The organism is Acinetobacter sp. CWB-B33 (assembly GCF_039655955.1).
Taxonomy (GTDB): Bacteria; Pseudomonadota; Gammaproteobacteria; order Pseudomonadales; family Moraxellaceae; genus Acinetobacter; species Acinetobacter bouvetii.
In genome coordinates, this window is the sequence record NZ_JAGFEU010000001.1 from 346,685 (window position 1) to 370,478 (window position 23,794).

The 23,794-nt window shown below is 44.8% G+C and carries 22 protein-coding genes; 12 read left to right on the plus strand and 10 right to left on the minus strand.

The genetic code is table 11. The annotated features are described in order from the left end of the window. Nucleotides 1-47: 47 nt before the first annotated feature. The 3 genes from folE to JZ784_RS01680 all read right to left on the minus strand — a co-directional run bounded on the left by folE (nt 48) and on the right by JZ784_RS01680 (nt 2,179). Nucleotides 48-596 carry a GTP cyclohydrolase I FolE gene (gene folE / locus JZ784_RS01670; protein ID WP_171065526.1) on the minus strand — a complete coding sequence of 183 codons (549 nt, stop codon included), beginning with the start codon at nt 594-596 and terminating at the stop codon, nt 48-50. A gap of 96 nt (nt 597-692) precedes the next feature. Further along, on the minus strand, nt 693-1,376 hold the full coding sequence (locus JZ784_RS01675; RefSeq protein ID WP_346313561.1) for a Smr/MutS family protein: 684 nt from the start codon (nt 1,374-1,376) through the stop codon (nt 693-695). A gap of 182 nt (nt 1,377-1,558) precedes the next feature. After that, the gene (locus tag JZ784_RS01680) at nt 1,559-2,179 is read right to left on the minus strand and encodes a TetR/AcrR family transcriptional regulator C-terminal domain-containing protein (RefSeq protein WP_346313562.1); all 621 of its coding nucleotides are present in this window, start codon (nt 2,177-2,179) and stop codon (nt 1,559-1,561) included. 60 nt (nt 2,180-2,239) lie between these two features. Here JZ784_RS01680 and JZ784_RS01685 point away from each other — a divergent pair, with 60 nt between their 5' ends. Then, nucleotides 2,240-3,142, plus strand: a complete 903-nt coding sequence (locus JZ784_RS01685) for an alpha/beta hydrolase (protein WP_346313563.1) — start codon at nt 2,240-2,242, stop codon at nt 3,140-3,142. A gap of 67 nt (nt 3,143-3,209) precedes the next feature. Here the strand turns inward: JZ784_RS01685 and trpC are convergent, their stop codons facing one another. Genes trpC through JZ784_RS01700 form a run of 3 tightly spaced genes read right to left on the minus strand, consistent with a single transcriptional unit; the run spans nt 3,210 to nt 5,687 of the window. Further along, entirely contained in the window at nt 3,210-4,016 is an 807-nt protein-coding gene (trpC, locus tag JZ784_RS01690; protein ID WP_346313564.1) for an indole-3-glycerol phosphate synthase TrpC, read from the minus strand. Nucleotides 4,017-4,037: 21 nt separating this feature from the next. Next, nucleotides 4,038-5,084: an anthranilate phosphoribosyltransferase gene (gene trpD / locus JZ784_RS01695; RefSeq protein ID WP_346313565.1), complete on the minus strand. Its 1,047-nt coding sequence runs from the start codon at nt 5,082-5,084 to the stop codon at nt 4,038-4,040. 18 nt (nt 5,085-5,102) lie between these two features. Further along, a complete protein-coding gene (locus JZ784_RS01700) occupies nt 5,103-5,687 on the minus strand; it encodes an aminodeoxychorismate/anthranilate synthase component II (protein ID WP_346313566.1) in 585 nt (194 codons plus the stop codon). Nucleotides 5,688-6,682: 995 nt separating this feature from the next. Here JZ784_RS01700 and glnA point away from each other — a divergent pair. From glnA to JZ784_RS01725, 5 genes are all read left to right on the plus strand, one after another. Next, nucleotides 6,683-8,098 (plus strand): type I glutamate--ammonia ligase, encoded by a 1,416-nt coding sequence (glnA, locus tag JZ784_RS01705; protein WP_018572573.1) that lies wholly within the window; start codon nt 6,683-6,685, stop codon nt 8,096-8,098. A 105-nt stretch (nt 8,099-8,203) separates the two neighbouring features. Then, nucleotides 8,204-8,479, plus strand: a complete 276-nt coding sequence (locus JZ784_RS01710; RefSeq protein WP_346314238.1) for a hypothetical protein — start codon at nt 8,204-8,206, stop codon at nt 8,477-8,479. A 69-nt stretch (nt 8,480-8,548) separates the two neighbouring features. After that, nucleotides 8,549-9,022 (plus strand): chorismate lyase, encoded by a 474-nt coding sequence (locus JZ784_RS01715; RefSeq protein WP_346313567.1) that lies wholly within the window; start codon nt 8,549-8,551, stop codon nt 9,020-9,022. Between the two features lie 8 nt (nt 9,023-9,030). Continuing rightward, entirely contained in the window at nt 9,031-9,909 is an 879-nt protein-coding gene (ubiA, locus tag JZ784_RS01720) for a 4-hydroxybenzoate octaprenyltransferase (RefSeq protein WP_346313568.1), read from the plus strand. Between the two features lie 155 nt (nt 9,910-10,064). Further along, complete coding sequence (locus JZ784_RS01725) at nt 10,065-11,288, plus strand: alpha/beta fold hydrolase (RefSeq protein WP_346313569.1); 1,224 nt, start codon at nt 10,065-10,067, stop codon at nt 11,286-11,288. A gap of 47 nt (nt 11,289-11,335) precedes the next feature. On the opposite strand, the gene JZ784_RS01730 is transcribed toward JZ784_RS01725, so the two are convergent. After that, a complete protein-coding gene (locus JZ784_RS01730) occupies nt 11,336-12,217 on the minus strand; it encodes a LysR family transcriptional regulator (RefSeq protein ID WP_346313570.1) in 882 nt (293 codons plus the stop codon). Between the two features lie 209 nt (nt 12,218-12,426). Between JZ784_RS01730 and JZ784_RS01735 the strand changes: the two genes are divergently transcribed. From JZ784_RS01735 to JZ784_RS01760, 6 genes are all read left to right on the plus strand, one after another. Next, a complete protein-coding gene (locus JZ784_RS01735; protein WP_346313571.1) occupies nt 12,427-14,169 on the plus strand; it encodes an FAD-dependent monooxygenase in 1,743 nt (580 codons plus the stop codon). Nucleotides 14,170-14,333: 164 nt separating this feature from the next. Then, on the plus strand, nt 14,334-14,627 hold the full coding sequence (locus JZ784_RS01740; RefSeq protein WP_346313572.1) for a hypothetical protein: 294 nt from the start codon (nt 14,334-14,336) through the stop codon (nt 14,625-14,627). A gap of 370 nt (nt 14,628-14,997) precedes the next feature. Next, nucleotides 14,998-16,404, plus strand: a complete 1,407-nt coding sequence (locus JZ784_RS01745) for an aldehyde dehydrogenase family protein (RefSeq protein ID WP_346313573.1) — start codon at nt 14,998-15,000, stop codon at nt 16,402-16,404. A gap of 84 nt (nt 16,405-16,488) precedes the next feature. Next, complete coding sequence (locus JZ784_RS01750) at nt 16,489-17,154, plus strand: helix-turn-helix transcriptional regulator (protein WP_346314239.1); 666 nt, start codon at nt 16,489-16,491, stop codon at nt 17,152-17,154. Nucleotides 17,155-17,236: 82 nt separating this feature from the next. Continuing rightward, nucleotides 17,237-19,546, plus strand: coding sequence for a primary-amine oxidase (tynA, locus tag JZ784_RS01755; RefSeq protein WP_346313574.1), 2,310 nt, complete (start codon nt 17,237-17,239; stop codon nt 19,544-19,546). A gap of 78 nt (nt 19,547-19,624) precedes the next feature. Continuing rightward, entirely contained in the window at nt 19,625-20,902 is a 1,278-nt protein-coding gene (locus JZ784_RS01760; RefSeq protein ID WP_346313575.1) for a hypothetical protein, read from the plus strand. 113 nt (nt 20,903-21,015) lie between these two features. Here the strand turns inward: JZ784_RS01760 and JZ784_RS01765 are convergent, their stop codons facing one another. The 3 genes from JZ784_RS01765 to JZ784_RS01775 form a co-directional block, all read right to left on the minus strand. After that, complete coding sequence (locus tag JZ784_RS01765; RefSeq protein ID WP_346313576.1) at nt 21,016-21,663, minus strand: CoA transferase subunit B; 648 nt, start codon at nt 21,661-21,663, stop codon at nt 21,016-21,018. Between the two features lie 2 nt (nt 21,664-21,665). Continuing rightward, nucleotides 21,666-22,367, minus strand: coding sequence for a CoA transferase subunit A (locus JZ784_RS01770; RefSeq protein ID WP_131277027.1), 702 nt, complete (start codon nt 22,365-22,367; stop codon nt 21,666-21,668). A 217-nt stretch (nt 22,368-22,584) separates the two neighbouring features. After that, nucleotides 22,585-23,469, minus strand: a complete 885-nt coding sequence (locus JZ784_RS01775) for a LysR family transcriptional regulator (RefSeq protein WP_346313577.1) — start codon at nt 23,467-23,469, stop codon at nt 22,585-22,587. Between the last annotated feature and the right edge of the window lie 325 nt (nt 23,470-23,794).

The window sequence follows — 23,794 nt, forward strand, 5'->3', positions numbered from 1 at the left end:
GGCTAAAAAAAGCCCCAACACAGGTTGAGGCTTTAATGAAGGCTGAATTAATAGCTTTCAGGCACTGCGCTTAAAAACTCTCGGCGTTCTTCTTTATTGGTTTTAAAGTCGCCGACAAATGATACTGTTCGGGTTGTAGATTCTTGTTTGCCGACACCGCGCATCATCATGCACATATGGGCGGAATCAATCATCACAGCTACACCGCGGGCGCCAGTCACCTCCGCCACAGCTTCTGCAATTTGCTGCGTCAAGTTTTCCTGAATCTGCAGGCGGCGCGCAAACATTTCGGTAATTCGGGCAAATTTAGATAAGCCTAAAACATTGCCTTCCGGTAGATAGGCAATATGCACACGGCCATGAAACGGCAGCAGATGATGTTCGCAGAGGGAATAGAACTCGATATTTTTTACAAGCACCATTTCACGGTTATCAGAAGGGAAGACCGCTTTATTGGTTACTTCTTCCAGAGTTTGGCTATAGCCGGACGTTAAATAGGAGAAGGCTTTAGCAGCACGCATAGGGGTATCTTTAAGACCTGGGCGATTAAGGTCTTCACCAACGGCAGTAAGAATGTTAGCGTAGGATTGCTGCATAGACATAAGACGTGTTCACTTACACAGAGAGATTGAACAAGGACGGCATTGTAGCAGAAAACCATTACAATGCCTGCTTTTAAAGGAAAAATCCGATTACTGTTTAAACTGCGGGTTCTTTTCTGCACGTTTGAGCAAAACCAGAACTGCGCCTGTTCCGCCCTGATTTTCAGGCGCGCTGACAAAAGCCAGCACATCACGGTGCTGACGCAGCCAGCTGTTGACATGCGTTTTTAAAATGGCTTCGGGGCCTTTGCCATGCACAATTTTAATCACGTTTTGATTATCATCTTTGGCCATTTGAATAATCTGCAGTACAGCTGTGCGGGCATCTTCTACGGTACAGCCATGCAGATCAACGGCTTCAAACCAGCGCAGATTACCAGCTTTTAAATCTTCAAACACCCGATGCTGCAGGGTAGCAATGCGGTAGCTGAGTTTAGCTTGGCTCGCAACAGGATTCAGCATGGCCTGCGTGTCGGATAGCAGGGCTTCATCGGTTTGCGTTGGGCCAACAGCAGAAGCGCGCTTTGCTAAAGTCTGCGCATCCGGTTTTTTTTTGGTGTGCTTAACCGTTTTTGCCATATTTCCTGCATTCATTTTCTGCACGCCCTGCATCTGCTTGCGGAAAAAATCTAATTCTTCCTGCTGTTCCTGTTCAGGTGTTTTTTCTATAGGCGCAATCGGTTCTGGCGCAGGCGCCGGCTTGCTGATTTGCTTTTTAAAAGCATTCAGTAAGTTGTATTGTTCTTTAGACAGCGAAGAATCGTGTTTGCTCATAATGGATAAAAACAGAAAGGATGCGGATATATTGCTAAATTATAGTCCGAAATGGCCTAGATTTGAACTGAATTGGATTCACAACGTTTTGAATGAAGCAGATGGGAATCCCTGCGCTTGAATTCCGTTTCATGCCTGCAGCATTTTTGGCGTTTTGGGGCATGCCAGCAGCAGGGCAGCCGTTAATCTGGCATATAGTTGAGCAGGGTATCTAGGCCCAATTCAAAAATCTGATCCTGATCCGCTACAGTCCAAAAGGCCATTGCACTGTTCAGCGATGGATAAGCGGAATTCGGAGGCTGTTTTTGTGCCGCGTGATGATAGCCTTTAGCTTCATCCACGCCAGCGCCAATTAAATAATAATTCAGAACTCTTAAAAAATGGCTGGCTTGTTTTGCAGAGAGATTGGTTTGCTGAAGAATCAATAGAATTTGATGCATGAAGTTTTGTCCAATCTCAGAATCTAGAGGATGTACCGCTAAAATTAAGAAGATATTGGGGTATTGCTGTGACAGCCTTCTCCATTGATGTGCAATATCTTTTAATTGGTTCTTTGTGCCATTAATACTTTGATTGAATTCAATTTTTAAAATTAAACGGTCGACAATTTCTGCAAAAATCTGCTCTTTATTTTTGACATGATAATAAATGCTCATGGCTTCGCAATTTAATTTTTGCGCAAGCTTACGCAAGCTGAAACGGTCAATGCCATGTTCTTCAATTAATGCGATTGCGCTGTCAATAATAGATTCTTTAGTCAGTTTGATTTTGTTTTTTGGATTAGTTTCAGCTGGATTTGACATCTCTATTTGTACCAAGTAAATTTAACTTACAGTGTAAGGTTAACAAAATAAGAGATAAAAATGAAGTACACATTGCAAAGTTGGAAGCAGGATGGGGAATATTTTGCTTTTAAGAACTATAAGATTTTCTATAGGTTTGCAGCGAAGCAGGATGCGCCAACCCTTTTCCTTATTCACGGCTATCCAACTAGTTCATTTGACTGGTCTAAAATATGGGATGAATTATCAGAGCAATATCAAATTCTTGCGATTGACCTCTTGGGATTAGGCTTTTCTGATAAGCCCAGCAAGCATGTTTACAGTGTTCAGGATCACGCGGCGCAATGTGTGGCGTTGCTTGAGCATTTAAATTTAAAAAAGGTCCATTTAATTGGCCATGATCTGGGGGCGGGCATCCTTCAGGAATTGCTGCATCGGCAGCAAGCGCAGCATTTATCTTTTAATATCCAATCTGCAATTTTTATGAATGGCAGCTTATTCCCAGAGGCCTATCAGCCTCGGTTTATTCAAAAGCTCATGGCGTCTAGCTTTGGCCATTTGATTGGGCCGCTGCTGAATAAGCGTATTTTTTCTAAGAATATGAAGCAGATGTTTGATGTGCATCATCCGCCATCAGATGCTGATCTGGCACAATGGTACGAGCAATTAAACTTTAATGACGGCAAAAAGTGTTTGGTTGCACTGAATCGTTCAATTTTTGAAAGGTTTAAGCATCGGGATAGGTTAGTGGCCGCCTTAATGGAGAGTCAAATTCCAATGCTGCTGATTAATGGCCAAAATGATCCGAATTCTGGAACTCAAATGGCAAAACGGTATCGGGAACTTGTGCCGCATCCTCAAGTGGTCGAACTCACAGATTGCGGTCATTGGACGCCATGGGAAAAGCCTGAAATTGTAGCGCGTGAAGTTCTAACTTTTTTGTCTTCAGCATTCATGATTCAGCCTGCTTTTGAAACTGAATAGCCTGAGAACCGGCCTATTTTTTAAACTCCGGTTCAGGGCCATGCATAGGCCTGAACCGGATAGGTTTTTAAACTGCTTTTGGCGTGCCAAACAATTCAGCAAAAGCCTGATCGGGGCGCGGCTGCTTCATAAAGCTTTCACCGACCAAGAATGCGTGAATATCGTTTTCCTGCATCATGGCGACATCGGCAGGCGTGGCAATACCGCTTTCAGTCACCAATAAGCGTGAAGGCGCCAGCAGCTTTTTCAAACGCAGTGAGGTATTTAAATCCACATCAAAGGTTTTTAAATTGCGGTTGTTCACGCCCAGCAGGCAGTGCTCAGACAGGCGCAGCGCGCGTTCAAGCTCTTCTTCATCATGCACTTCAACTAAAACATCTAAGTTATGTTCAAATGCTGTTTTAGACATTTCTTCCAATTGCTGATCTGACAAACACGCCACAATCAGCAAAATGCAGTCGGCATGCAAAGCGCGCGCTTCAATCACGCCATATGGATCAATCAAAAAGTCTTTGCGCAGGGCAGGCAAGCCGCAATGCTTACGGGCAATCTGAATGTTCTCATCGGCGCCTTGGAAAAAATCCGCATCGGTTAAAACAGATAAACATGCCGCGCCAGCATCTTGATACTGCTGGGCAATTTCTGCAGGATTAAAGTTTTCACGGATTACGCCTTTAGACGGCGAGGCTTTCTTAATTTCAGCAATCACCCCAGGGCGCTTGCTGTGCAAAGATTGTGCAAAACCCCGCACAGGCGTTGCCGCCTGCGCCAGTTCTTCCACATCTTTATAGCTGCGCTGTTTTAAGCGCGCGGCAAATTCTTCCTGCTTGCGGTCAACAATTTTACCCAAGATGGTATTTGCGATATCAACCATGATTTAAATTTCCTTGACCGGTTAAGCTTCGTATTGTTTTAGCGTTTTGGTAAATTCAGACAGCACATCCATTTTTTCTAAAGCCTGACCGCCATAGATGATGTCATGCGCCAAGGCCACACCTTGCTTATATGAGGTGGTCAGGCCAGATACATAGATGCCCGCGCCAGCATTCAATGCAATCATGCTGGCCGCTTTTTCACCAATTGCTGTTTTCTTTTTGCCCAAGGCATTTTTAATCAGCGCCAAGCTTTCTGCAGCGCTGTCTACAGATAAGCCAGTTAAAGTTTGAGATTCTATATCTACCGCTTCAGGCTGAATTTCCCATTCGGTAATTTCGCCGTTTTTCAGTTCTGCCACATAGGTAGAAGATGCAAGGCTGATTTCATCTAAGCCGTCTTTAGAATGCACCACCATGACATGTTCTGCGCCCAGCTGTTTCAAAACTTCTGCAATTGGGCGGCACAGCTCAGTAGAAAAGACTCCAATCACAAAACGCTTAACGCCAGCCGGATTCGTAAGCGGGCCGAGTAAGTTGAAAATGCTGCGGAAGCCCAGTTCTTTACGCGGGCCAGCAGCATATTTCATGGCCTTATGATGGTTGGGCGCAAATAAGAAGCCGACACCTAAATCACGGATGCAGCGCTCAGTTTGCTGCATATTTAAATCAAGGTTAATGCCGGCCTGTTCTAAAAGGTCAGAAGAGCCTGATTTTGAGGACACGCCGCGTCCGCCATGCTTGGCAATATTTGCGCCAGCAGCGGCAATGACAAAAGAAGAAGCTGTAGACACATTAAACAGGTTTTGGCCATCGCCGCCAGTACCGACAATATCCACCAAATGCGGCAAATCGCTGACATCAATTTTAATGGCATACTCACGCATGACACGGGCTGCAGCGGTAATTTCGTCAATGCTTTCGCCTTTTTGGCGCAGGCCCATCATCAGTGCGCCAATCTGCGCGTCTGTTGCATCACCATTCATAATGGTGCGCATCACTTCTTCCATTTGCGGCTGAGTGAGTTCGATATTTTTCGTAATATTATTTAAAGCTTGCTGAATATTCATAATCTTGGATGCGCTCTGTTATGCGTAAATTTCTAAGAAGTTTTTGAAAATCTGATGGCCGTGCTGGCTTAAAATAGATTCAGGGTGAAACTGCACGCCTTCAACCGGCAATGTCTTATGTTTTACCCCCATAATCTCTTCCATGGAGCCATCTTCTTCATTGGTCCAGCAGGTGATTTCTAAGCATTCTGGCAGCGTCGCCTGATCAATCACCAAAGAGTGATAGCGCGTTGCGGAAAATGGAGAAGGCAGATTGCTGAAAATGCCCTTATCGCTGTGATACATGTCAGACAGGCGGCCATGCATGACTTTTTTCGCGCGGATAATGTCACCGCCAAAAGCCTGTCCAATGGCTTGGTGGCCTAAACACACACCCAGCAATGGAATCTTGCCTGCAAAATGCTGAATGGCAGGAATAGAAATACCTGCTTCACTTGGCGAACAAGGGCCTGGGCCAATGACCAAATACTTCGGTTGCCATCGCTCAATATCTTCTAAAGTCACGGCATCATTACGCACTACTTTTACTTCCTGATTTAACTCGCCAAAATACTGGACGATGTTGTAGGTAAAAGAGTCATAGTTGTCGATCATTAAAAGCATGAGCTTAACCTATTGAAATTACGCACTTAACTGTGCTTGATTAGTCCAAAGCGGCCCACAGTTTTCCTTGCTGGGGAAATGCAGCATTGATTATTTATATAAAGATAAATAAATCAGGAAAATGGAGCGCAAGTCATCATAGCAAAAAATAATCATTTTCGGCTGAACTATTTCGCGGAACAGGAGCGTGGCCTCGTGGATTCTGCCGATATCGCTATTAGGTTTTAGTGATATTCAGATTTGGCGCTAATTGGCTTGATCGCCGTCGATTAACGCCGCTGTTCAAGCAGGCAGCCGCTTAAATGGATGCGGCAGTCATTCATGTCTAACATGCAAGTGCTGTCCTGCGAGTAGCTCACGATTTAGAGAAAATGCTGAAGTCATTGAATGGATTGCAGTTAACTGCTGGGGAATAATTGTTGAGCAGCAAAATGAATTGCTGATGCGCAGAATCTGGATAAAACACTGCTGGAAAGAAATATTCACTCAAATGGTGCATTTTTTGCCTGCATCTTTTTTCAGCATTATTTTACCGAAAAAATACAGTTCCAGCCTTGGATGATTTGAATGTCTGAATTTACAGCGCCAAACCTGCCGGAAGCTGGGGTTTGAAGGCTTAAAAATATTAAACAAGATGCCTTAAGTATTGAAGATTAAACAAAAAGATGAGTATTGATTTTATTCAGGCAATTGAAATGCATGCATGCGGAAATACCGCATCGTAAAAGGCGCAGGAATAAGCGGATATGCATGATTGCACCAAATTGGAACATGTTGTGGCGCTTTTTGAACAAAATTAAATGAGAGTGTTTGAATATGGTGCATTTACTTTGGCACTCAGTATAATAGACACAAAGCAAAGCAGCGTAATCTTTAATTCTGATAAGGAATTCAATATATTATCTTTGTTTTTAAAAGTTGGTACGGTAATTGCTTTATAACTGCCAACTGCTAACACGCACTTAGCAAGTGCAACAAAAAAACATCGGAGCAAAATGAGCATGGCGAACAAGGTCCTTCAACTCATCCAAGAAAGTGGCGCAAAATGGGTCGATTTTCGCTTTACTGACACTAAGGGTAAAGAGCAGCACGTAACTTACCCTGCTGATACAATCGACGAAGACACATTTGAAGACGGCAAAATGTTTGACGGTTCTTCAATTGCCGGCTGGAAAGGCATCGAAGCATCTGACATGATTTTACGTCCAGATGCAGAAACTTGCTTCCTGGATCCGTTCTTCGCTGAAGCAACAGTTGTTGTAACTTGTGACGTAATTGAGCCATCTACTGGTCAAGGCTATGACCGTGACCCGCGCTCGATCGCTCGCCGTGCAGAAGAATACCTGAAATCTACAGGTATCGGTGATACAGCATTCTTTGGCCCAGAACCAGAATTCTTCGTATTTGACGAAGTAAAATGGGACATCGATATGTCTGGCGCGCGCCATACATTGATTGCTGAAGAAGCGGCTTGGTCTACTGGTAAAGACTACGAAGCGGGCAATTCTGGCCACCGTCCACGCGTTAAAGGCGGCTACTTCCCAGTTCCACCAGTTGATTCTTCACAAGATATGCGTGCAGACATGTGTGCAAAAATTGAAGACATCATGGGCCCAGGCCGTGTAGAAGTTCATCACCATGAAGTTGCATCTTGCCAATTAGAAATCGGCGTAAGCTTCAACACTATGGTTCGCAAAGCTGACGAAGTTCAACAGTTCAAATATGCTGTTTGGAACGTTGCTCACCAATATGCAAAAACTGCGACTTTCATGCCTAAACCAATGGTTGGCGATAACGGTTCAGGCATGCACGTTCACATGTCGATCTCTAAAGACGGCAAGAACTTGTTTGCTGGTGATGAATATGCAGGCCTTTCTGAAATGGCGCTGTACTTCATCGGCGGTGTAATCAAGCACGCTCGTGCATTGAATGCAATTACAAACCCTTCTACAAACTCGTACAAGCGTTTAGTGCCGCACTTTGAAGCGCCGATCATGCTGGCTTACTCAGCGCGCAACCGTTCTGCTTCTATCCGTATTCCTTACGTATCTAGCCCGAAAGGCAAGCGTATCGAAGCGCGTTTCCCTGATCCAATGATGAACCCGTACTTAGGTTTCGCTGCATTGCTGATGGCTGGTCTTGACGGCATCCAAAACAAGATTCACCCAGGTGAAGCTGCTGACAAGAACCTGTACGATCTTCCTCCTGAAGAAGAAGCAAAAATCCCAACTGTTGCTCACAGCTTGGAAATGGCGCTTGATGCTCTTGAAGCGGACAACGAATTCCTTCTTAAAGGCGGCGTGTTCACTAAAGAAATGCTGGGTGCTTATGTTGAACTTAAACGTGAAGATGTTCGCCGTTTAAATACAACAACTCACCCAGTTGAATTCGACATGTACTACAGCCTGTAATTCTTCCGGTCTTTAGACCTGGAATCACAACTGTAAAAAAAACCCGCCTTGTGCGGGTTTTTTTGTATCATGCATTGATACGTTTCAGATATGGCATCCAAATTTATGGCGCAGCGTAAAAAGCATACAGGGTTTTTCCCTTGGAATGACCCCAAGGATCATGCAAAAGGCTTCAAGCTGAATTTTTCAGAAGTGACTTATATAGAAGTCGGCCGTACTCCTGAAGGCTATAAGCAGGCGCAATTTGTGGCATTAAAAAATCCTGAGCTGGCTTTGCAATATGATTATCCTCAACGCTTTTATTTGAGCAGTGAAGGATTGATTTTACAAAAAATGCCCAGCGGCAAATTTGAAGTGATTGCAAAAACAGACAATGGTTAATGATCGAATTAACCATGTTCAATGATGCGCCAACAAAAAGCGTTAAACAGATATTTTACAGGTAGAGTTATGCAGCATATTCCCGCTGAACTGAAATCATGGCTGTATGCGTCAGGTTCATTGACCCAGCAGCTGACTGATTTAGCAGATGGAAAATTTATGGTTCAGCCGGTAAAAGAACATTTTCAGCGTCTGAACTTTATCGATGCAAAATGGATGAAAATGCCTTATCAGCACACATCCTGGGTGCGTGAAAGCTATTTATACGGCTGTGAAGAACAGCCTTGGGTGAAAGCCAAAAGCATTTTTCCGATCTTGAGCGTGCAGCAGCGCGCGCGGATATTTAAGCATATTGGCACTAAACCGATTGGCTTTTTTTTGTTTCAGCGCACAAACCCGGCATGTGAACGCCGTGTGATTTGGCTTGAAGATGGCTGGACTCGGCAGAGCTGTTATACTTGGCACGGCTGCAAATTCATTGTGCAGGAAACTTTTCTGGAAAGTTTTGAACAGTATTTGCAAAAGCAACATTCTGCAGGTTAAGGATCGTTATGACAGCTGTGCATCAAATTACTTGGCGTGAACGTCTAGAAGCCTATTATTATCTCTGCCGTTTTGATAAGCCGATTGGCACAGAATTGGTTTTTTGGCCGACCATGTGGGCGCTGTGGATTGCAGCAGAGGGCATACCGCCAATTGGTATTCTGATTCCGATGGTACTTGGCACGATATTTATGCGTGCTGCAGGCTGCGCCATCAATGATTTTGCCGACCGCAAAGTGGATGCGCATGTTGAGCGCACTAAAACCCGCCCTTTGGCAACAGGCATTATTTCTGCAAAAGAAGCCATTTATGTGTTTCTTGCTTTAGTCTTCGCCAGTGCCTGCATGCTGCTGTTTCTGCCCATTGAAACGTTTTATTGTGCTTTAGGCGGGCTTTTTCTCGCTTTTATCTATCCCTTTATGAAGCGCTATACGCATTTGCCTCAGGTTGTTTTAGGCATGGCTTTTTCATGGGGAATTCCAATGTCCTTTACAGCAATAGGCAAACCATTAGATTTAACCTGCTGGCTTTTATACTTTGGCAATTTGGCGTGGACGGTGGCGTATGATACGCAATATGCAATCACCGACCGTGAATATGACTTAAAAATTGGCGTAAAATCCACCGCAATTTTATTTGGCAAATATGACATTGAAATTATTTCGGCACTGCAGGCTTTAAGTATTGTACTGATTGGTTCGGCGCTGTATTTAGAACACTTGCTGCTGCCATTTGGTTTGCTGGCGTTACTGACTGTGGCTGCTGATTTTATCTATCAATGGACCAAAACCCGTGACCGCGATCCGCAGCGCTGTTTTTGGGCTTTCCGCCATAACCGCTGGGTTGGGCTTATTATCTTTATCGGCATTTTCTTTGCAGTTTTATGAAATATGTGTATAAGAAAGTGTGATGCAGTTTACAAAAATTAAATAATTTATTGATACATATTACGAAAAGCACCTAATTGAGGTGCTTTTTTTATGCTTAATTATTTAAATCTCGTGATGAGATTCCGGCGAATAACAATAAAGGGACATGAAAAATGAATCAGATGCTTAAACAAAGTTTGTTGGCGGCTGCATATTCTTCAGCCTTATTTTTAACGGCGTGCGGCAGTGGAGATGACGAGGACTGGAATATATGGTCTTCTAATATAAGCGCTTATGCCGTAGATCCTGATGTGTCTGCACTGGCGGCAAAACATGAAATTTTGACTTATAAAATGCAAAGTGTTGCAGGCAAGGAGATTAATGCAACAACCTTAATTTTTATTCCTGCTGGCGCTGCACCCTCAGGTGGCTGGCCTGTTGTGGTTTGGGCGCATGGCACAACAGGCGCTGCTGACCGATGCGCTCCATCTCAGAATGTTTTAGCTGGTTCTGAAAAGGCCTTAGTGAAAGCTCTACTGGCTAAAGGGTATGCTGTTGTTGCCCCTGATTATGAAGGCTTGGGCAATACTGCAGTTCCGCACCCTTATTTGAATCTGGAAAGCGCTGCAACATCTATTCTGTCAGCGGTCAAAGCTGCGCATGATCAGTATGGAAATTTATCTAAAAACTGGAGTGTGATTGGCTGGTCTCAGGGCGGTCATGCGGCCTTGGCGGCGGCTCAGTACCAGCAAGCGCTGCTGGGCTATAATTTTAAAGGCACTGTAGCGATTGCGCCTGCTTCTTATTTAGCAGAAACACTGGATGAAGATCTAAATACGGCGCAAAACAAAGCTACAGCAGCTTTAAGCGCGGGGGATGCCGCCGCATTTGGCCAGGCCATTGGCATTGCAGCGACAGCCTATGCTTATGCGGCCATTGTCAGTTCAGGCATTAAAGCTGAAACGCCAGCATTTCAATACGCGCAGTCATTCCTGCCGGCAAAAGCTCCTATTGCTGCATTGGCGGAAAGCATTTGTTCACCAGAACTGGGGATAAAATTCGCCGCAGACATACAGCAATATATGGGGACAGATTACAGCAAATTTTTTACCTATACGGCTTTGCAGCCAAATTTCTTAACTGATCCGGATATTGGGCAATATCTGGATGATAATACACCGGGAATGGTCAAATTAGATAAGCCTGTCGTGATTTATCAGGGCGAGGCGGATACGACGGTTCCAGTGGATATTACGACGGCTTTGGCGGTCAATATGGATGGATTGGGTACAAGTGTCCGGCTGGAGCCTTTCGCGGGTGAAACCCATTCAACGGTCTTTTCTAATAATATCCCGGCATTGGCGGATGAGATTCATGACTTGATGACTGCTAATTAAGCAGGGGATTGCCATCATACAAGGAGCATTGGCTCCTTGTATGATTTTTAGTGTATTGCTGCGGCTTTTAATTCCCGGCAAATCATCTGCAAGGCCTGATGGCTGGAATTTTTTCTGAAACTGGCATACAGATGCAGCGGCGTGATTTCAAAATCGGTTGCGACGGTCTGCACATCCTCACTTAAAAACTTCAGCAGGTATTCTGGCGCAAAGCTGTAGCCCATGCCCATATTAATCAGATTGATGTGCTGCAGCACATTGGTGACCCAATGCATCTGCCGCTGCGGCAGCTGTTCCAGCGCAATGACTTGATGAATATTTTCATAAAATACTGGGGACGCGTTTTGCTCGCACATAATGATGTTCTGTTTGCTTAAATAATTGCGCGTTACCGTATGGCCGCTGCTGTGCAGTTTTTTAGACGCCACTAAATAGATTTTCTCGGTCATCAGCTGAATATTGTCATAGTCGTCATGTTGCAGTGCAAAACGGGTAAAGCTGATGTCCAGCTCAGATTTTTTCAGTTTATGAATCTGCTCCAGACAGGTCAGGCTTTGAATATGAATACTGATATTGGGAAGCTGCTTTTTCAGCTTTTCTAAAATCAGCGGCATGATTTTTAATTCTGCCACATTTAAAAAACCGATATGAATTTGATTTTTCTTTTGATGCGCTACCTGCTGCGCTGCAGCCGCGGCTAAATTGGCGCTTTCAATCGCATTTAAAGCATGCTTTAAAAAAGCCCGCCCTTCATCGGTCAATTTGATTTGCTTGCTGGAGCGGTCGATCAGCTGTACGCCAACCTCTGCTTCCAAATCCTTAATTTGCTGACTCAGAGACGGCTGAGCGGTAAACAGCTGTTCTGCTGCTTTGGTAAAACTGCCGTGTTCTGCAACTGCTGCAAAATATTTTAAATGGCGCAATTCCATAGCGTATGACCGTTGAAAAATTAAAAAAAACCTGCAGCCAAACGCGGCTTCAAATTCAAATGAGTATGCATTCAAGCAGACAAAAAAAATATGCAACTATCGTTTAGAGGTCTGGGTGTGGGGCGCAGCTTCAAACTTTTTTAAACTGCTTAGCAGCGCTTTTGGCCTGCAGGCCAAAGCTATACAGTAATTCAAATGCGGAGCTTGATATGCCGAAGCAATACGATACGGACGTTTTAATTGTGGGGACTGGGCCTGCCGGCTCTACTTTAGGTTTGGCTTTGGCGAACTATGGCATTAAAGTGCAGCTCTTTACGCAATTTAATTGGCTCGCCAATAGCCCGCGCGCCCATATTACCAATCAGCGCGCGATGGAAGTGCTGCGCGATTTAGGTGTAGAAGAACAAGTCAAAGGCATTGCGACGCCGTGGCAAGAGATGGGGGAAAGCTTGATCACCACCAGCCTTGTTGGCGAAGAAATTGCCCGCATGAGCGCGTGGGGAACAGGCGATGAACGCCATGGCGATTATGTGCAGGGCAGTCCATGCCCTTTGGTCGATTTGATTCAGCCGAAAATGGAAGCATTGCTGGTAAAGAATGCCGGTGAGCGCGGCGCGATTTATCATTTTAATACCGAGTATTTGTCGCATACCCAAGATGACGATGGTGTAACGGCAGCTTTTATCAACCAGATTACAGGCCAGGAATTTAGCCTGCGCGCCAAATATTTGGTGGGTATGGATGGCGCGCGTTCAAAAATCGTTGAGCAGCTGAATTTGCCTTTGGAAGGGGTGATGTCGCGTGCGGGTACAGTATATGTGACGTTTAAAGCGGATCTGTCGCAATATGTGCAGCACCGTCCCGCTATTTTACAGTGGATTGTGAATCCTGAAGCCGGCTTTGGGGATATCGGCATGGGATTGCTCCGCGCCATCAGTCCGTGGGATGAATGGATTATGGGCTGGGGCTTTGACATTGAGCAGGGCGAACCGCAGGTGACAGAAGCGCAGGTGCGTGCGCGTTTAAATGCCTTTGTGGGAACTGAAGTTGAAGATGTTGAAATTCAGAAGGTGTCTTACTGGTATGTCAATCAGACTTGGGCAGCCAATTACTCCGTCGGCCGCGTATTCTGCGGCGGTGATGCCGTGCACCGTCATCCGCCATCCAGTGGCTTAGGCTCGAATACTTGCATGCAGGATGCTTTTAATTTGGCGTGGAAACTGGCTTATGCGGTGAAAGGCTGGGCGCAGCCAAGTCTGCTGGCATCCTATACTGCAGAACGGGCGCCAGTCGGCAAGCAGATTGTTGCACGTGCCAACCAATCCCGTTTTGACTACAGGCATTTAAAAGATGTATTTGGTTTTGATCAGGGTGTAACCACGCAGGCGCAAATGCTGGATCGGATTTTTGCAGAAACAGAGGATGCGGCAAAAATCCGTGAGCAATTATTTAAAGCGCTGGAGATTAAACATTATGAGTTTAATGCGCAGGGCACAGAACTGAACCAGCGCTATGCATCTAATGCTGTGGTTGCAGAATCGGATGAAGAAGTCTTTCTGCAAGACCCGCAATTGCATCTGCAAGCGACTACGCGCCCAGGCGCGAAAGTGCCGCATGCTTGGCTGGTGGATGCCAAAGGGCAAAAGCGTTCGACTTTGGATATTAGCGGCAAAGGCCGCTTTACCCTAATGACAGGCCTTTCAGGCACTGGCTGGAAAGCGGCTGCTGAAGCATTGGCATTGCCTTATTTAGACGTGGTTCAAATTGGTTCGCGCCAATTCCGTGATGTGTATGGCGCATGGAATGCCAAATCGGAAGTGCATGAAGCAGGCGCGGTGCTGGTGCGTCCAGATGGTTATGTCGCGTGGCGCATGGTAGATAAGCCCCATGACGCTTATGACTATGCAGCAGTTTTAAAACAGGTGCTGGCGCAGATTCAGCTGAGTGTTTAACACGTTTAGGCAAATTTTGGAGCCTATTTTATCCAAGCCGGCAGCCTATGCCGGCTTTTTATGCGGATGTAAAATGGTGAAAGCATCTATTCAATGACGCGCAATTTCAGATGGATTTGTTATATTAGCGTTCGGAACTTTAAATGCAGTGATATAGCAGGTAAATGGGTATGCAGCAGCCACAGTCAAATGCAGCGAAAACCAGTAAGAAAAAAGCCATTATTTTGATGGCGCTGGGTTTGCTGATTCCAATTTTTCTCGTCACTATGGCTATTTTAGCTGTGAACAGTGACGCCAAAAATCAAGAAAAATATGCACAGCAAAAGGCTGAAATGCTGAAACGCATAGAAGCGCGTGAAGCGGCGGAACGGGCAAAAGCAGCGCAAGAGCAGTCTGAACCTGCACCAGATGAAAATCTGAAAAATAAACAGCAGAATGATGCCGCTCAACAGCAATAAGCCGTATCGGGAGCAGCTAAAAATCAGCCGGATTTAACGCCAAGCCAATTCAGCTTATTCATTTGAGGGCTTGCAGTGTCCAATAAAAAACCGCCGTCGATGATGGCGGTTTTTATTTGATCTGGATGGAAAGTTTGTGATTTAGCATCAGATTCAGTATAGTTATGAATTATTAAATATGTTAACTATTTTTAATTCTTTATGTAATTGAAATAAATATTAAAAATTTAATAGTACGCTTATTTTCAAGTCAATGGATGGAACTGAAAAAAGGCAGAGAAGTTGGAAAAATCATCCTTTGGGATGACTTCGGTGCAGATCGACATCGCTAGAATGCTAGGTATTGTCAGACCATAAACAAGGAAGAGCGATGCATACAGATTTAATCATCAACGGACAGCAGATTCAGGGGCAGGGATTAAGCTTTGCAGTCATCAACCCAGCCAATGAAAGCGTTATTGCAGAAGTGGCCAGCGCTTCAGCGGGACAGGTCAATGATGCAGCTCACACTGCATTGCAGGCATTTAAAGCTTGGAAAAATGTATCAGATGATGCGGTTAAACAGGCTTTTGCAAAAATCGCGGCTGATATCCGTGCGGAAAAAGATGAAATAGCACAGCTGATTACCTTGGAGCAAGGCAAAACCATTGGCATGGCGCAGTTTGAAGTGGACGCTGGCGCCAGCTGGATTGACTATCTTTCAGGTTTGAACATTCCCGTAGAAACCATACAGGAACCCAACGGTAAAACCATTAAAGTCTATAACCGCCCATTGGGGGTGGTTGCTTCTGTGACGCCGTGGAATTGGCCGTTCATGATTGCAGTGTGGCATATCTTTCCTGCGCTTAAAACTAAAAACTGCGTCATCAACAAGCCATCAGAATATACGCCGCTCAGCACCATCAAGCTGGTGGAAATTATTAACCGCCATGTGCCTGCTGGCGTGTGCAGCATTGTTTTAGGCAAAGGTGAGATTGGGCAGGCCCTGACGGAGCATGCTGATGTTGCGAAAGTGACCTTTACAGGCTCAACACGTACCGGACAGAGCATTTTAAGCCATTCGGTCAGCTCGCTGAAAAGCGTGGTGCTGGAATTGGGCGGCAATGATGCCGGCATTGTTTTGGCGGATGCTGATGTGGAACGTGCTGCGCAAGGCATTTTTGCCTCTGCCTTTTTAAATGCGGGGCAAACCTGTGCAGCGCTGAAGCGGCTGTATGTGCATGAAAGTGTTTATGAGGCTTTGACTGAAAAGCTGGTGCAGATTGCAAATGCGCAAGTGATTGGCGATGGCGCGAATCCTGAAGTGACCTTTGGCCCAGTACAGAATAAAATGCAGTATGACAAAGTCAATGCGCTGATTGCAGATGCCGTAGCGCGGGGCGGTCAGGTTTTGACGGCGTCAAAAGCGCTGCCGGATCATGGATATTTTATTGCGCCTGCATTAATTGCCAATGTGCAGGAAGGCATTGCTTTAGTGGATGAGGAGCAGTTTGGCCCGGTGCTGCCGATTATTAAATTTAATGCCGTTGATGAAGTGCTGGAGCGCAGCAATAATACGCAGTTTGGCTTAGGCGGTTCAATTTGGAGCACGGATTTGGCCAAAGCGGAGCAGATTGCCAGCCAAATGGAAACGGGGACGGTATGGATTAACAGCCACTCTGATTTATCGCCTGCGGCGCCGTTTGGCGGCTGGAAATTATCGGGTTTAGGGTATTCTTTTGGCTTGGAAGGCTTGCTTTTATTTACCCATAAGCAGGCAGTGCATATCAGCGGCTGAAAATAAGCGCCTCTTACAGGATGTAGGAGGCTCTCTTGGCTTATATATTGCTTATTAAATTTCCGGTAAGGATAGGTGGAAATTATGCTTAATCATCAGTTTTTAACAGAATTCAGTCAAAACTTTATAGAGCAGGTGCAGCGGATAATTAATATTGATGGATATTTAGTATATTCGATTGATCATATTGATCGGGCTTATGGTTATCATGCATTCAACATACCTAAAAACTCTTTGGATGAGTATTTAAATCATAAAGTTGAAAATGATCCTGTGTCATTTACCCGGTTTTATAACAATAAAAGTAATAATGTGGAATTGCTCAGTCATCATCAGTGTGATGAAAGCTATGCAGACTTTATGGCGCGCTGGAAAATACAGGATACCGCAGAAATTTTTTTCCGCAAAAGAAATGGCGATCCTATACTGGGGCTTAGCATTGTGCGCGAAAATGAAAAGGTGCCTTTTACCGTGCAGGATCAGAGAGTTTTAGAGTCTTTTTATCAGCTGTCTAAAAAGTATTTTTACCATCATACTGATACCATCGATAAAGCGGATATGTCTGCTTCATACAGTTTAACCAAAAAAGAAATTGCGGTTTTAGAACAGTTAATGAACGGCATTAATAATAGCGAAATTTCATTAAATTTAAACTGTAGCCTGGCAACAGTTAAAACACATGTTCAGCATATTTATCAAAAAATAAATGTCAAAAACCGTCAGGAATTAATCTGTAAATTTTTAAGATAAAATCATCCTTAAGGTGGATTTTTTATAATATTAAATCCTCTATTTTAAATCCATAGTGTTTTATTAATTATGGATTTTGGGAATGAAATATAATCGAATTACACAGTCCTTAAAAAAATGGGCCGGTTTGAATTTAACGGTTGCAGCGGCCTTAATTGGCGTGAATCAGCAGGCTTTGGCGCATGGGCAGGCTGCAGACATGGTGCCGCTGTATCAGAACATGAGCGATTTTGGCGCTGATGTAAAAAAAGATGACTTCACCAATACCTATACCATTTCAAAAGGCTCTTTGGTGGTACAGGCTAAGCCCAATTCAGATACCGTTTTAGTCAATGGCAAGCCGCTGAAAGTCAGCGTGCCTTTGCTGGTCAAAAATGGCAAGGCCGAAGTCAGTAAAGAATTTGCATCAGAAATTTTTCAATCAGGCTTAGATCAAACCTTTAAAGTGGAGTCTGCAGCGCATCCTTTAAACGGTTTAACCTCACAGGAAATTTCACAAACTTTTGAAGCCATCAGCAAGTCTGAATATGCTTATCCGAATATGCGTTTTTCAGAGATCAAATTAAAAGATCCTGAAAAAGACCAAGTTTGGGATGCTTTCATTAACCATAAAGAATTGACGCAAGACCGCGTGGCGGAATTCACTTTGCTTAAAGGCAAATCGGTGATTGAAGGGGCGGTCGACCTGAAAACGCAAAACGTGACACAATGGAAAGTCTTGGAAAACACTCATGGCATGGTGCTGTACGACGATATGGTCGCGGTGCAGGAAATCATCACCAAAGATAAGAACTATAAAAAGGCCTTGGCAAAACGCGGTGTTAAAGATGTTTCTAAAGTGGTGACGACACCGCTGACGGTGGGCTTTTTTGGCGGTAAAGACGGTTTGGGGCAAGAGCTGAATGTGCTGAAAGTGGTTTCCTATTTAGATACGGGGGACGGCAATTATTGGGCGCATCCGATTGAAAATCTGGTGGCCGTGGTGGATCTAGACCAGAAAAAAATTGTAAAGCTTGAAGAGGGCGCGATTATTCCCGTGCCGATGTCACCCAATTCGATTGCCAGTAAAAATGACAAATCACAGTTTAAGCCGCTGAATATAATTGAGCCTGAGGGCAAAAACTTTTCCATTACCGGCCAAACGGTGCATTGGGGGCCATGGTGCTTCCATGTCGGTTTAGATTCCCGTGTGGGCTTAAAAGTATCGACTGTCACCTATAAAGATAAAGGCGAAAAGCGTAAGGTCATGTATGAAGGGAACCTTGGTGGCATGGTGGTGCCTTATGGTGATCCGGATATGGGCTGGTACTTCAAATCCTATTTGGATTCTGGCGAATACGGCATGGGCACGCTGACGTCTTCTATTGAAAAAGGCATTGATGCGCCAGACAATGCAGTATTGCTGGATGCCGTTATTGCCGATTACACCGGGCAGCCGCGCGTCATTCCAAACGCCATTGCCATTTTTGAACGCTATGCGGGCCCTGAGTTTAAGCATCAGGAAATGAACCAGCCCAATATCAGTTCAGAACGCCGTGAATTGGTGGTGCGCTGGATCAGCACCGTGGGCAACTACGACTATATCTTTGACTGGGTTTTCAATAATAACGGCATTATCGGCATCAACGCCGGCGCGACAGGCATTGAAGCGGTTAAAGGCGTCAAAGCCCGTACTATGCATGATGCAACAGCAAAAGAAGATACCCGCTACGGTACATTGATTGACCATAATATTGTCGGCACAACCCATCAGCATATTTACAACTTCCGTTTGGATATGGATGTCGATGGCGGCAATAACAGTTTTATGGAGCTGGATCCCGTCGTTGCTAAAAATACCCGCGGCGGCCCGCGCAGCAGCGCAATGGAGGTCAAAGAGCGCACTGTGGCAACCGAACAGGAAGCGGCGCAGAAATTTGACCCATCAACCATCCGCTTAATTTCCAATGCCAATAAAGAAAATCGCATGGGCAATCCGGTGTCTTATCAAATGATTCCGTTTGCAGGCGGTACGCATCCAATCGCGAAAGGCGCGAACTTTGCGCCTGACGAATGGCTGTTCAAGCGTTTAAGCTTTATGGATAAGCAAATTTGGGTCACCAAGCGTGATCAAAATGAACAGTTTCCTGAAGGCAAATATTCAAACCGTTCGGTGAAAGATACAGGACTGGGCGAGTTCGTTGCCAATAACGACAATATTGAAAATAAAGACTTGGTGGTGTGGATGACCACGGGCACAACACATGTCGCGCGCGCTGAAGAATGGCCGATTATGCCGACAGAATGGGTCTATACCATGCTGAAGCCTTGGAATTTCTTTGACAGCACGCCAACCCTGAACAATGGCGCAGATCAAAAGCAGGCCGCTGAAAAAGAACAGCACAAGCACTGATGGATGCATCAGGAGGATCAGCAGGAAGCTGGTCCTCTTTTTTTGGAAGATTGAAAAATAAGTTTTAAGGGGAATCAAATGAGAAAGACAATGTGTGCGGCGGCATTGCTACTGAGCGGCGGCACAGTGCAGGCAGACATGGCCAGTTTTCCTGAGAATGTAAAAATTAAACCTGTTTTAGATGTGACCTTAGGCGCTTTTTACAGTGATAAAAGCTATAACAATCCGGATGCATCAGGTGATGTATCTTGGCAGGAAGCCTATGCCAAATACGGTTTTGAAGCTGAAGTTCAGCATAATGGCGGCGCATTATACGGCAGCGTGATGGGCCTGAGTTCCGGTACCTTTGGTGATGGAGATGCGGGCGGCATGACCACGGGCAAAGAGCGAAGAACTTCGTTGGAAGAATGGACAGCCGGCTGGCGCAATGGTTTGGCGGAAGACGCCAGTTTTGATCTGCGGGCTGGACGGCAAAATATTCAAATCGCCGATGGCTTTATTGTGGCGGGCGATGCGCTGAATGTGGGCAAAGGCATTGCAGATGGTGAGCTGAACCGCGGCGGCGGCTACTATTTGGCGGCGCGCCGCAGTTTTGAGTTTGCTGTGCAAATGAAGCTGCAGCTGAATGAACAGCTGAAAACTCAAGTGTATTATTTAGAGTCAGACAATAAAGCGCAATATCAACCAAAGTTATGGGCAGCAGATACAGAATATGACTTTGGCAAAGCATCTGCTGGATTGACCTATCTGCAAGTAACCGATCTTGATGATCCGTATCATGAGTCTGTGCGTGATGACCTGCAAGATATTTCGCTGCGGGTGAAAGCGCAAGTCAATGCGCAGCTGGCGTTCAGCGGAGAATATGTGCATCAAGATCAAACGCATAACAATGAAAATGCATGGTACGCCGCTGCACATTACAGCTTTGATCAGCTGCCGTATCAGCCTGTTTTAGGCTACCGCTATTCATCTTTCTCAGAAAATTATGATCCGCTGTTTTACGGCAATATCGATGCAGGCTTTGGCACATGGTTTCAAGGTGAAGTCGCTGGCAACTATGCCGGGCCATTCAGCAGCAATGCGCGGATTCATCAGCTGTCACTGCAGGCATCTATGAAAGAGAATTTGCATGTAGGATTGCTGGCATATCAGTTTGAGAGCATGAAAAAAGAGATTGAAAATTTAGATGGCCATGAAGTCAATGCTTTTGCCGTGTGGTCACCAACAGCAAATATCAATGCGATTCCTTTAGCTGGCTGGTACAAGCCGAAAAAAGATATCGATCATGGCGGCAGCCAAGCGGGAGGTACGAGCAGCAATGTTTATGCTCAGCTGATTCTGCAGTATCTGTATTAAATGCAGAATGAACCAATGAAAAAAAGTACCGCAATTGCGGTACTTTTTTAATTGCTGGCATTGATGAGCTTTAATCTTCCATCCCTGCAAAATTATGATGGCCTTGCTGCACATCAGGCTGCATCTAAAGCATTGGTGATCAGCGCCGCGCCTGTCACGGCTTTAATTTGCTCAAGTGTGACATCTTTCGCCAATTCCACTAAAGCAATCCCTTTTTCAGTTATATCCATCACGCCTAAATCCGAGATGATGCGGGTTACCACACCTTTACCCGTCAGCGGCAGGGTGCATTGCGGCACAATTTTGGGACTGCCGTCTTTGGCATTATGCTCCATCAGCACCACTACTTTTTGCACGCCAGCCACCAAATCCATAGCGCCGCCCATGCCTTTGACTTTTTTTCCCGGAATCATCCAGTTGGCAAGGTCGCCAGTTTCAGAAACTTCCATTGCGCCTAAAATCGCAATATTGACATGGCCGCCGCGGATCATCGCGAAAGACTCTGAACTGGAAAAGAACGCCGCGCCTTTACGCGCAGTAACAGTCTGTTTGCCCGCATTAATTAAATCTGCATCTACCGTATCTTGCGTTGGAAATTCATCAATGCCGAGCAGGCCATTTTCAGACTGCAGCCACACGTTGATATTGTCGGGAATATAGTTGGCAACTAAGGTCGGCAGGCCAATGCCTAAATTGACATAGAAGCCATCTTCCAATTCTAAAGCTGCGCGCTGCGCCATTTCATTGCGTGTCCAAGCCATGATCAAGCCTCCGCCTTTAAGGTTAATTGTTCAATGCGTTTTTCAGGCGCTGTATTGAGTACAATGCGGTTGACATAAATGCCTGGCAGATGAATATCATCAGGATCAATCTCGCCAATCTCTACCACTTCTTCAACTTCAGCGATGGTAAGCCTGCCTGCCATGGCGCACTCAGGGTTAAAATTGCGCGCGGTTTTGCGGAACACTAAATTGCCGGCTTTATCGGCCTTATAGGCTTTCACTAAAGCGACATCCGCCGTAAGAGAGGGTTCTAAAATGTATTCTTTGCCGTCAAATTCCCGGACTTCCTTGCCTTCGGCAATTAAAGTGCCAACCCCAGTTTGGGTAAAGAATGCGGGAATTCCTGCGCCGCCAGCACGCAGTTTTTCGGCCAATGTGCCTTGAGGGGTGAGTTCAACTTCTAATTCGCCATTTAAATATTGGCGTTCAAATTCTTTGTTTTCGCCAACATAAGAAGAAATCATTTTTTTGATTTGCTTGGTGTGCAGCAGTTTGCCTAAGCCGAAATCATCTACACCCGCGTTGTTGGAAATACAGGTCAAGCCCGTCACGCCGGTATTTTTTAAAGCATCGATCAGCGCTTCAGGGATGCCGCATAAACCAAAACCGCCAACGGCAAATGTTTGATTGTCTGCCGCAATGTCCGCTAAAGCAAGCTCTGCACTTGCCGCCAGTTTGTTCATTCTCAAATTCCTTTTTTGCTTTATTATTTTTTAACATTGCGCTTAACAATTGAGAAATTGAATCTTTCTAACGCCTGATCAGAAAAACTCATTAATGAACGCAAGGCAGCCGTGTGAAGCCAGCATGCAGGGCAAGCGGATTTTGAAAATGAAGAATTTTTTATGAATAATTTAATTGGTTTTGTGGTTCATTGATGAAGATGCTTTAAAGCATGACTCAATGAAAATCATGCTGTAAAACAGTTTCTATAAAATGTGTGGAAACATTTGAAAGTTCATCATCTTTTTTATAAATGATGCCCACAGGAAGCTGAACATCATTGTCTTCAATTTCAATTAATACGTTTTGTTCTAAATTAATAAAATTTTTGAAATGGCGGGGAATGGCGCTGACCCCCATGCCGTAAGCGGTGAAATGAGATAGGGAGCTGATCTGGTGACATTCAACTTTTAAATCTAAGTGAATATTGTGCAAAGCGCAGTGCTGTTCGATGACCTTGCGGATAATGGAAGGGCTTTGCAGCGTGACAAAGGGCTGAGAACACAGCTCCAGCCAAGTGATGCTTTTCCGATGGCTTAAAGCATGGCCCTTTGGCAGCAAGGCTAAGAAATCTTCATTAAATAAAGGCTGAAATATGAGTTGATCGCTCATTTGAGGATTAAAGCAAATGCCGATTTCAAAAATGCCTTCCTGCACTTTTTCAATAATTTTCTCATTGGGGATGTCATGAATGGAAAAATTAATATTGGGATAGCGCTTTGAGAAATTCTGTATGACGGCGGGCAGGATGGCGTGTGTCGCAAAAGGCATGGAGGCAATGTTTAAAGTGCCACGGTTTAATTTGAACCGCTGCTTGACATCCTTTTCCATATCCTCCCAATTGGCTAATAATTTCTTTGCATAGGGAATGAGTGATTGGCCTTCCGCAGTCATTTCTACTCGGCGGGTATTGCGTTTAAAGAGCTTGCCGCCCAGTTCTTCCTCTAAGGTCTTGATGCTTAAACTCAAAGCGGATTGGCTTAGGCACAATTCATTGGCGGCATTGGCATAATTTAATGCGCGCGCTAAGACTAAAAAGGCTTTTAACTGCTTGAGTGTCATCCGTGGGCCTTATCAAAAGAAGTCAATAACGGTTCATAATAGCGAAGGCTGATAAAATTGGCATTCATCTGCTTAAAGTTCAAGCCGAACTCAATACAAACACAGTAAAATGAGTCGATATTTCATTTAATAGTTTGTATTAATAATTATAAGCTGAAAAATACGGATTGCGGGAGTTTTAAGATGTTGGCTATTCAGCATTATGTGTTTTTTAAATATTAAAAATACCATGTGCATTCAGATCTAGCATCTAACGATATTGTGATACATCCAGTCCTTACATTGGTACCGCTGATTTGAGTTGCGTAATAAATAGCTGTACTGC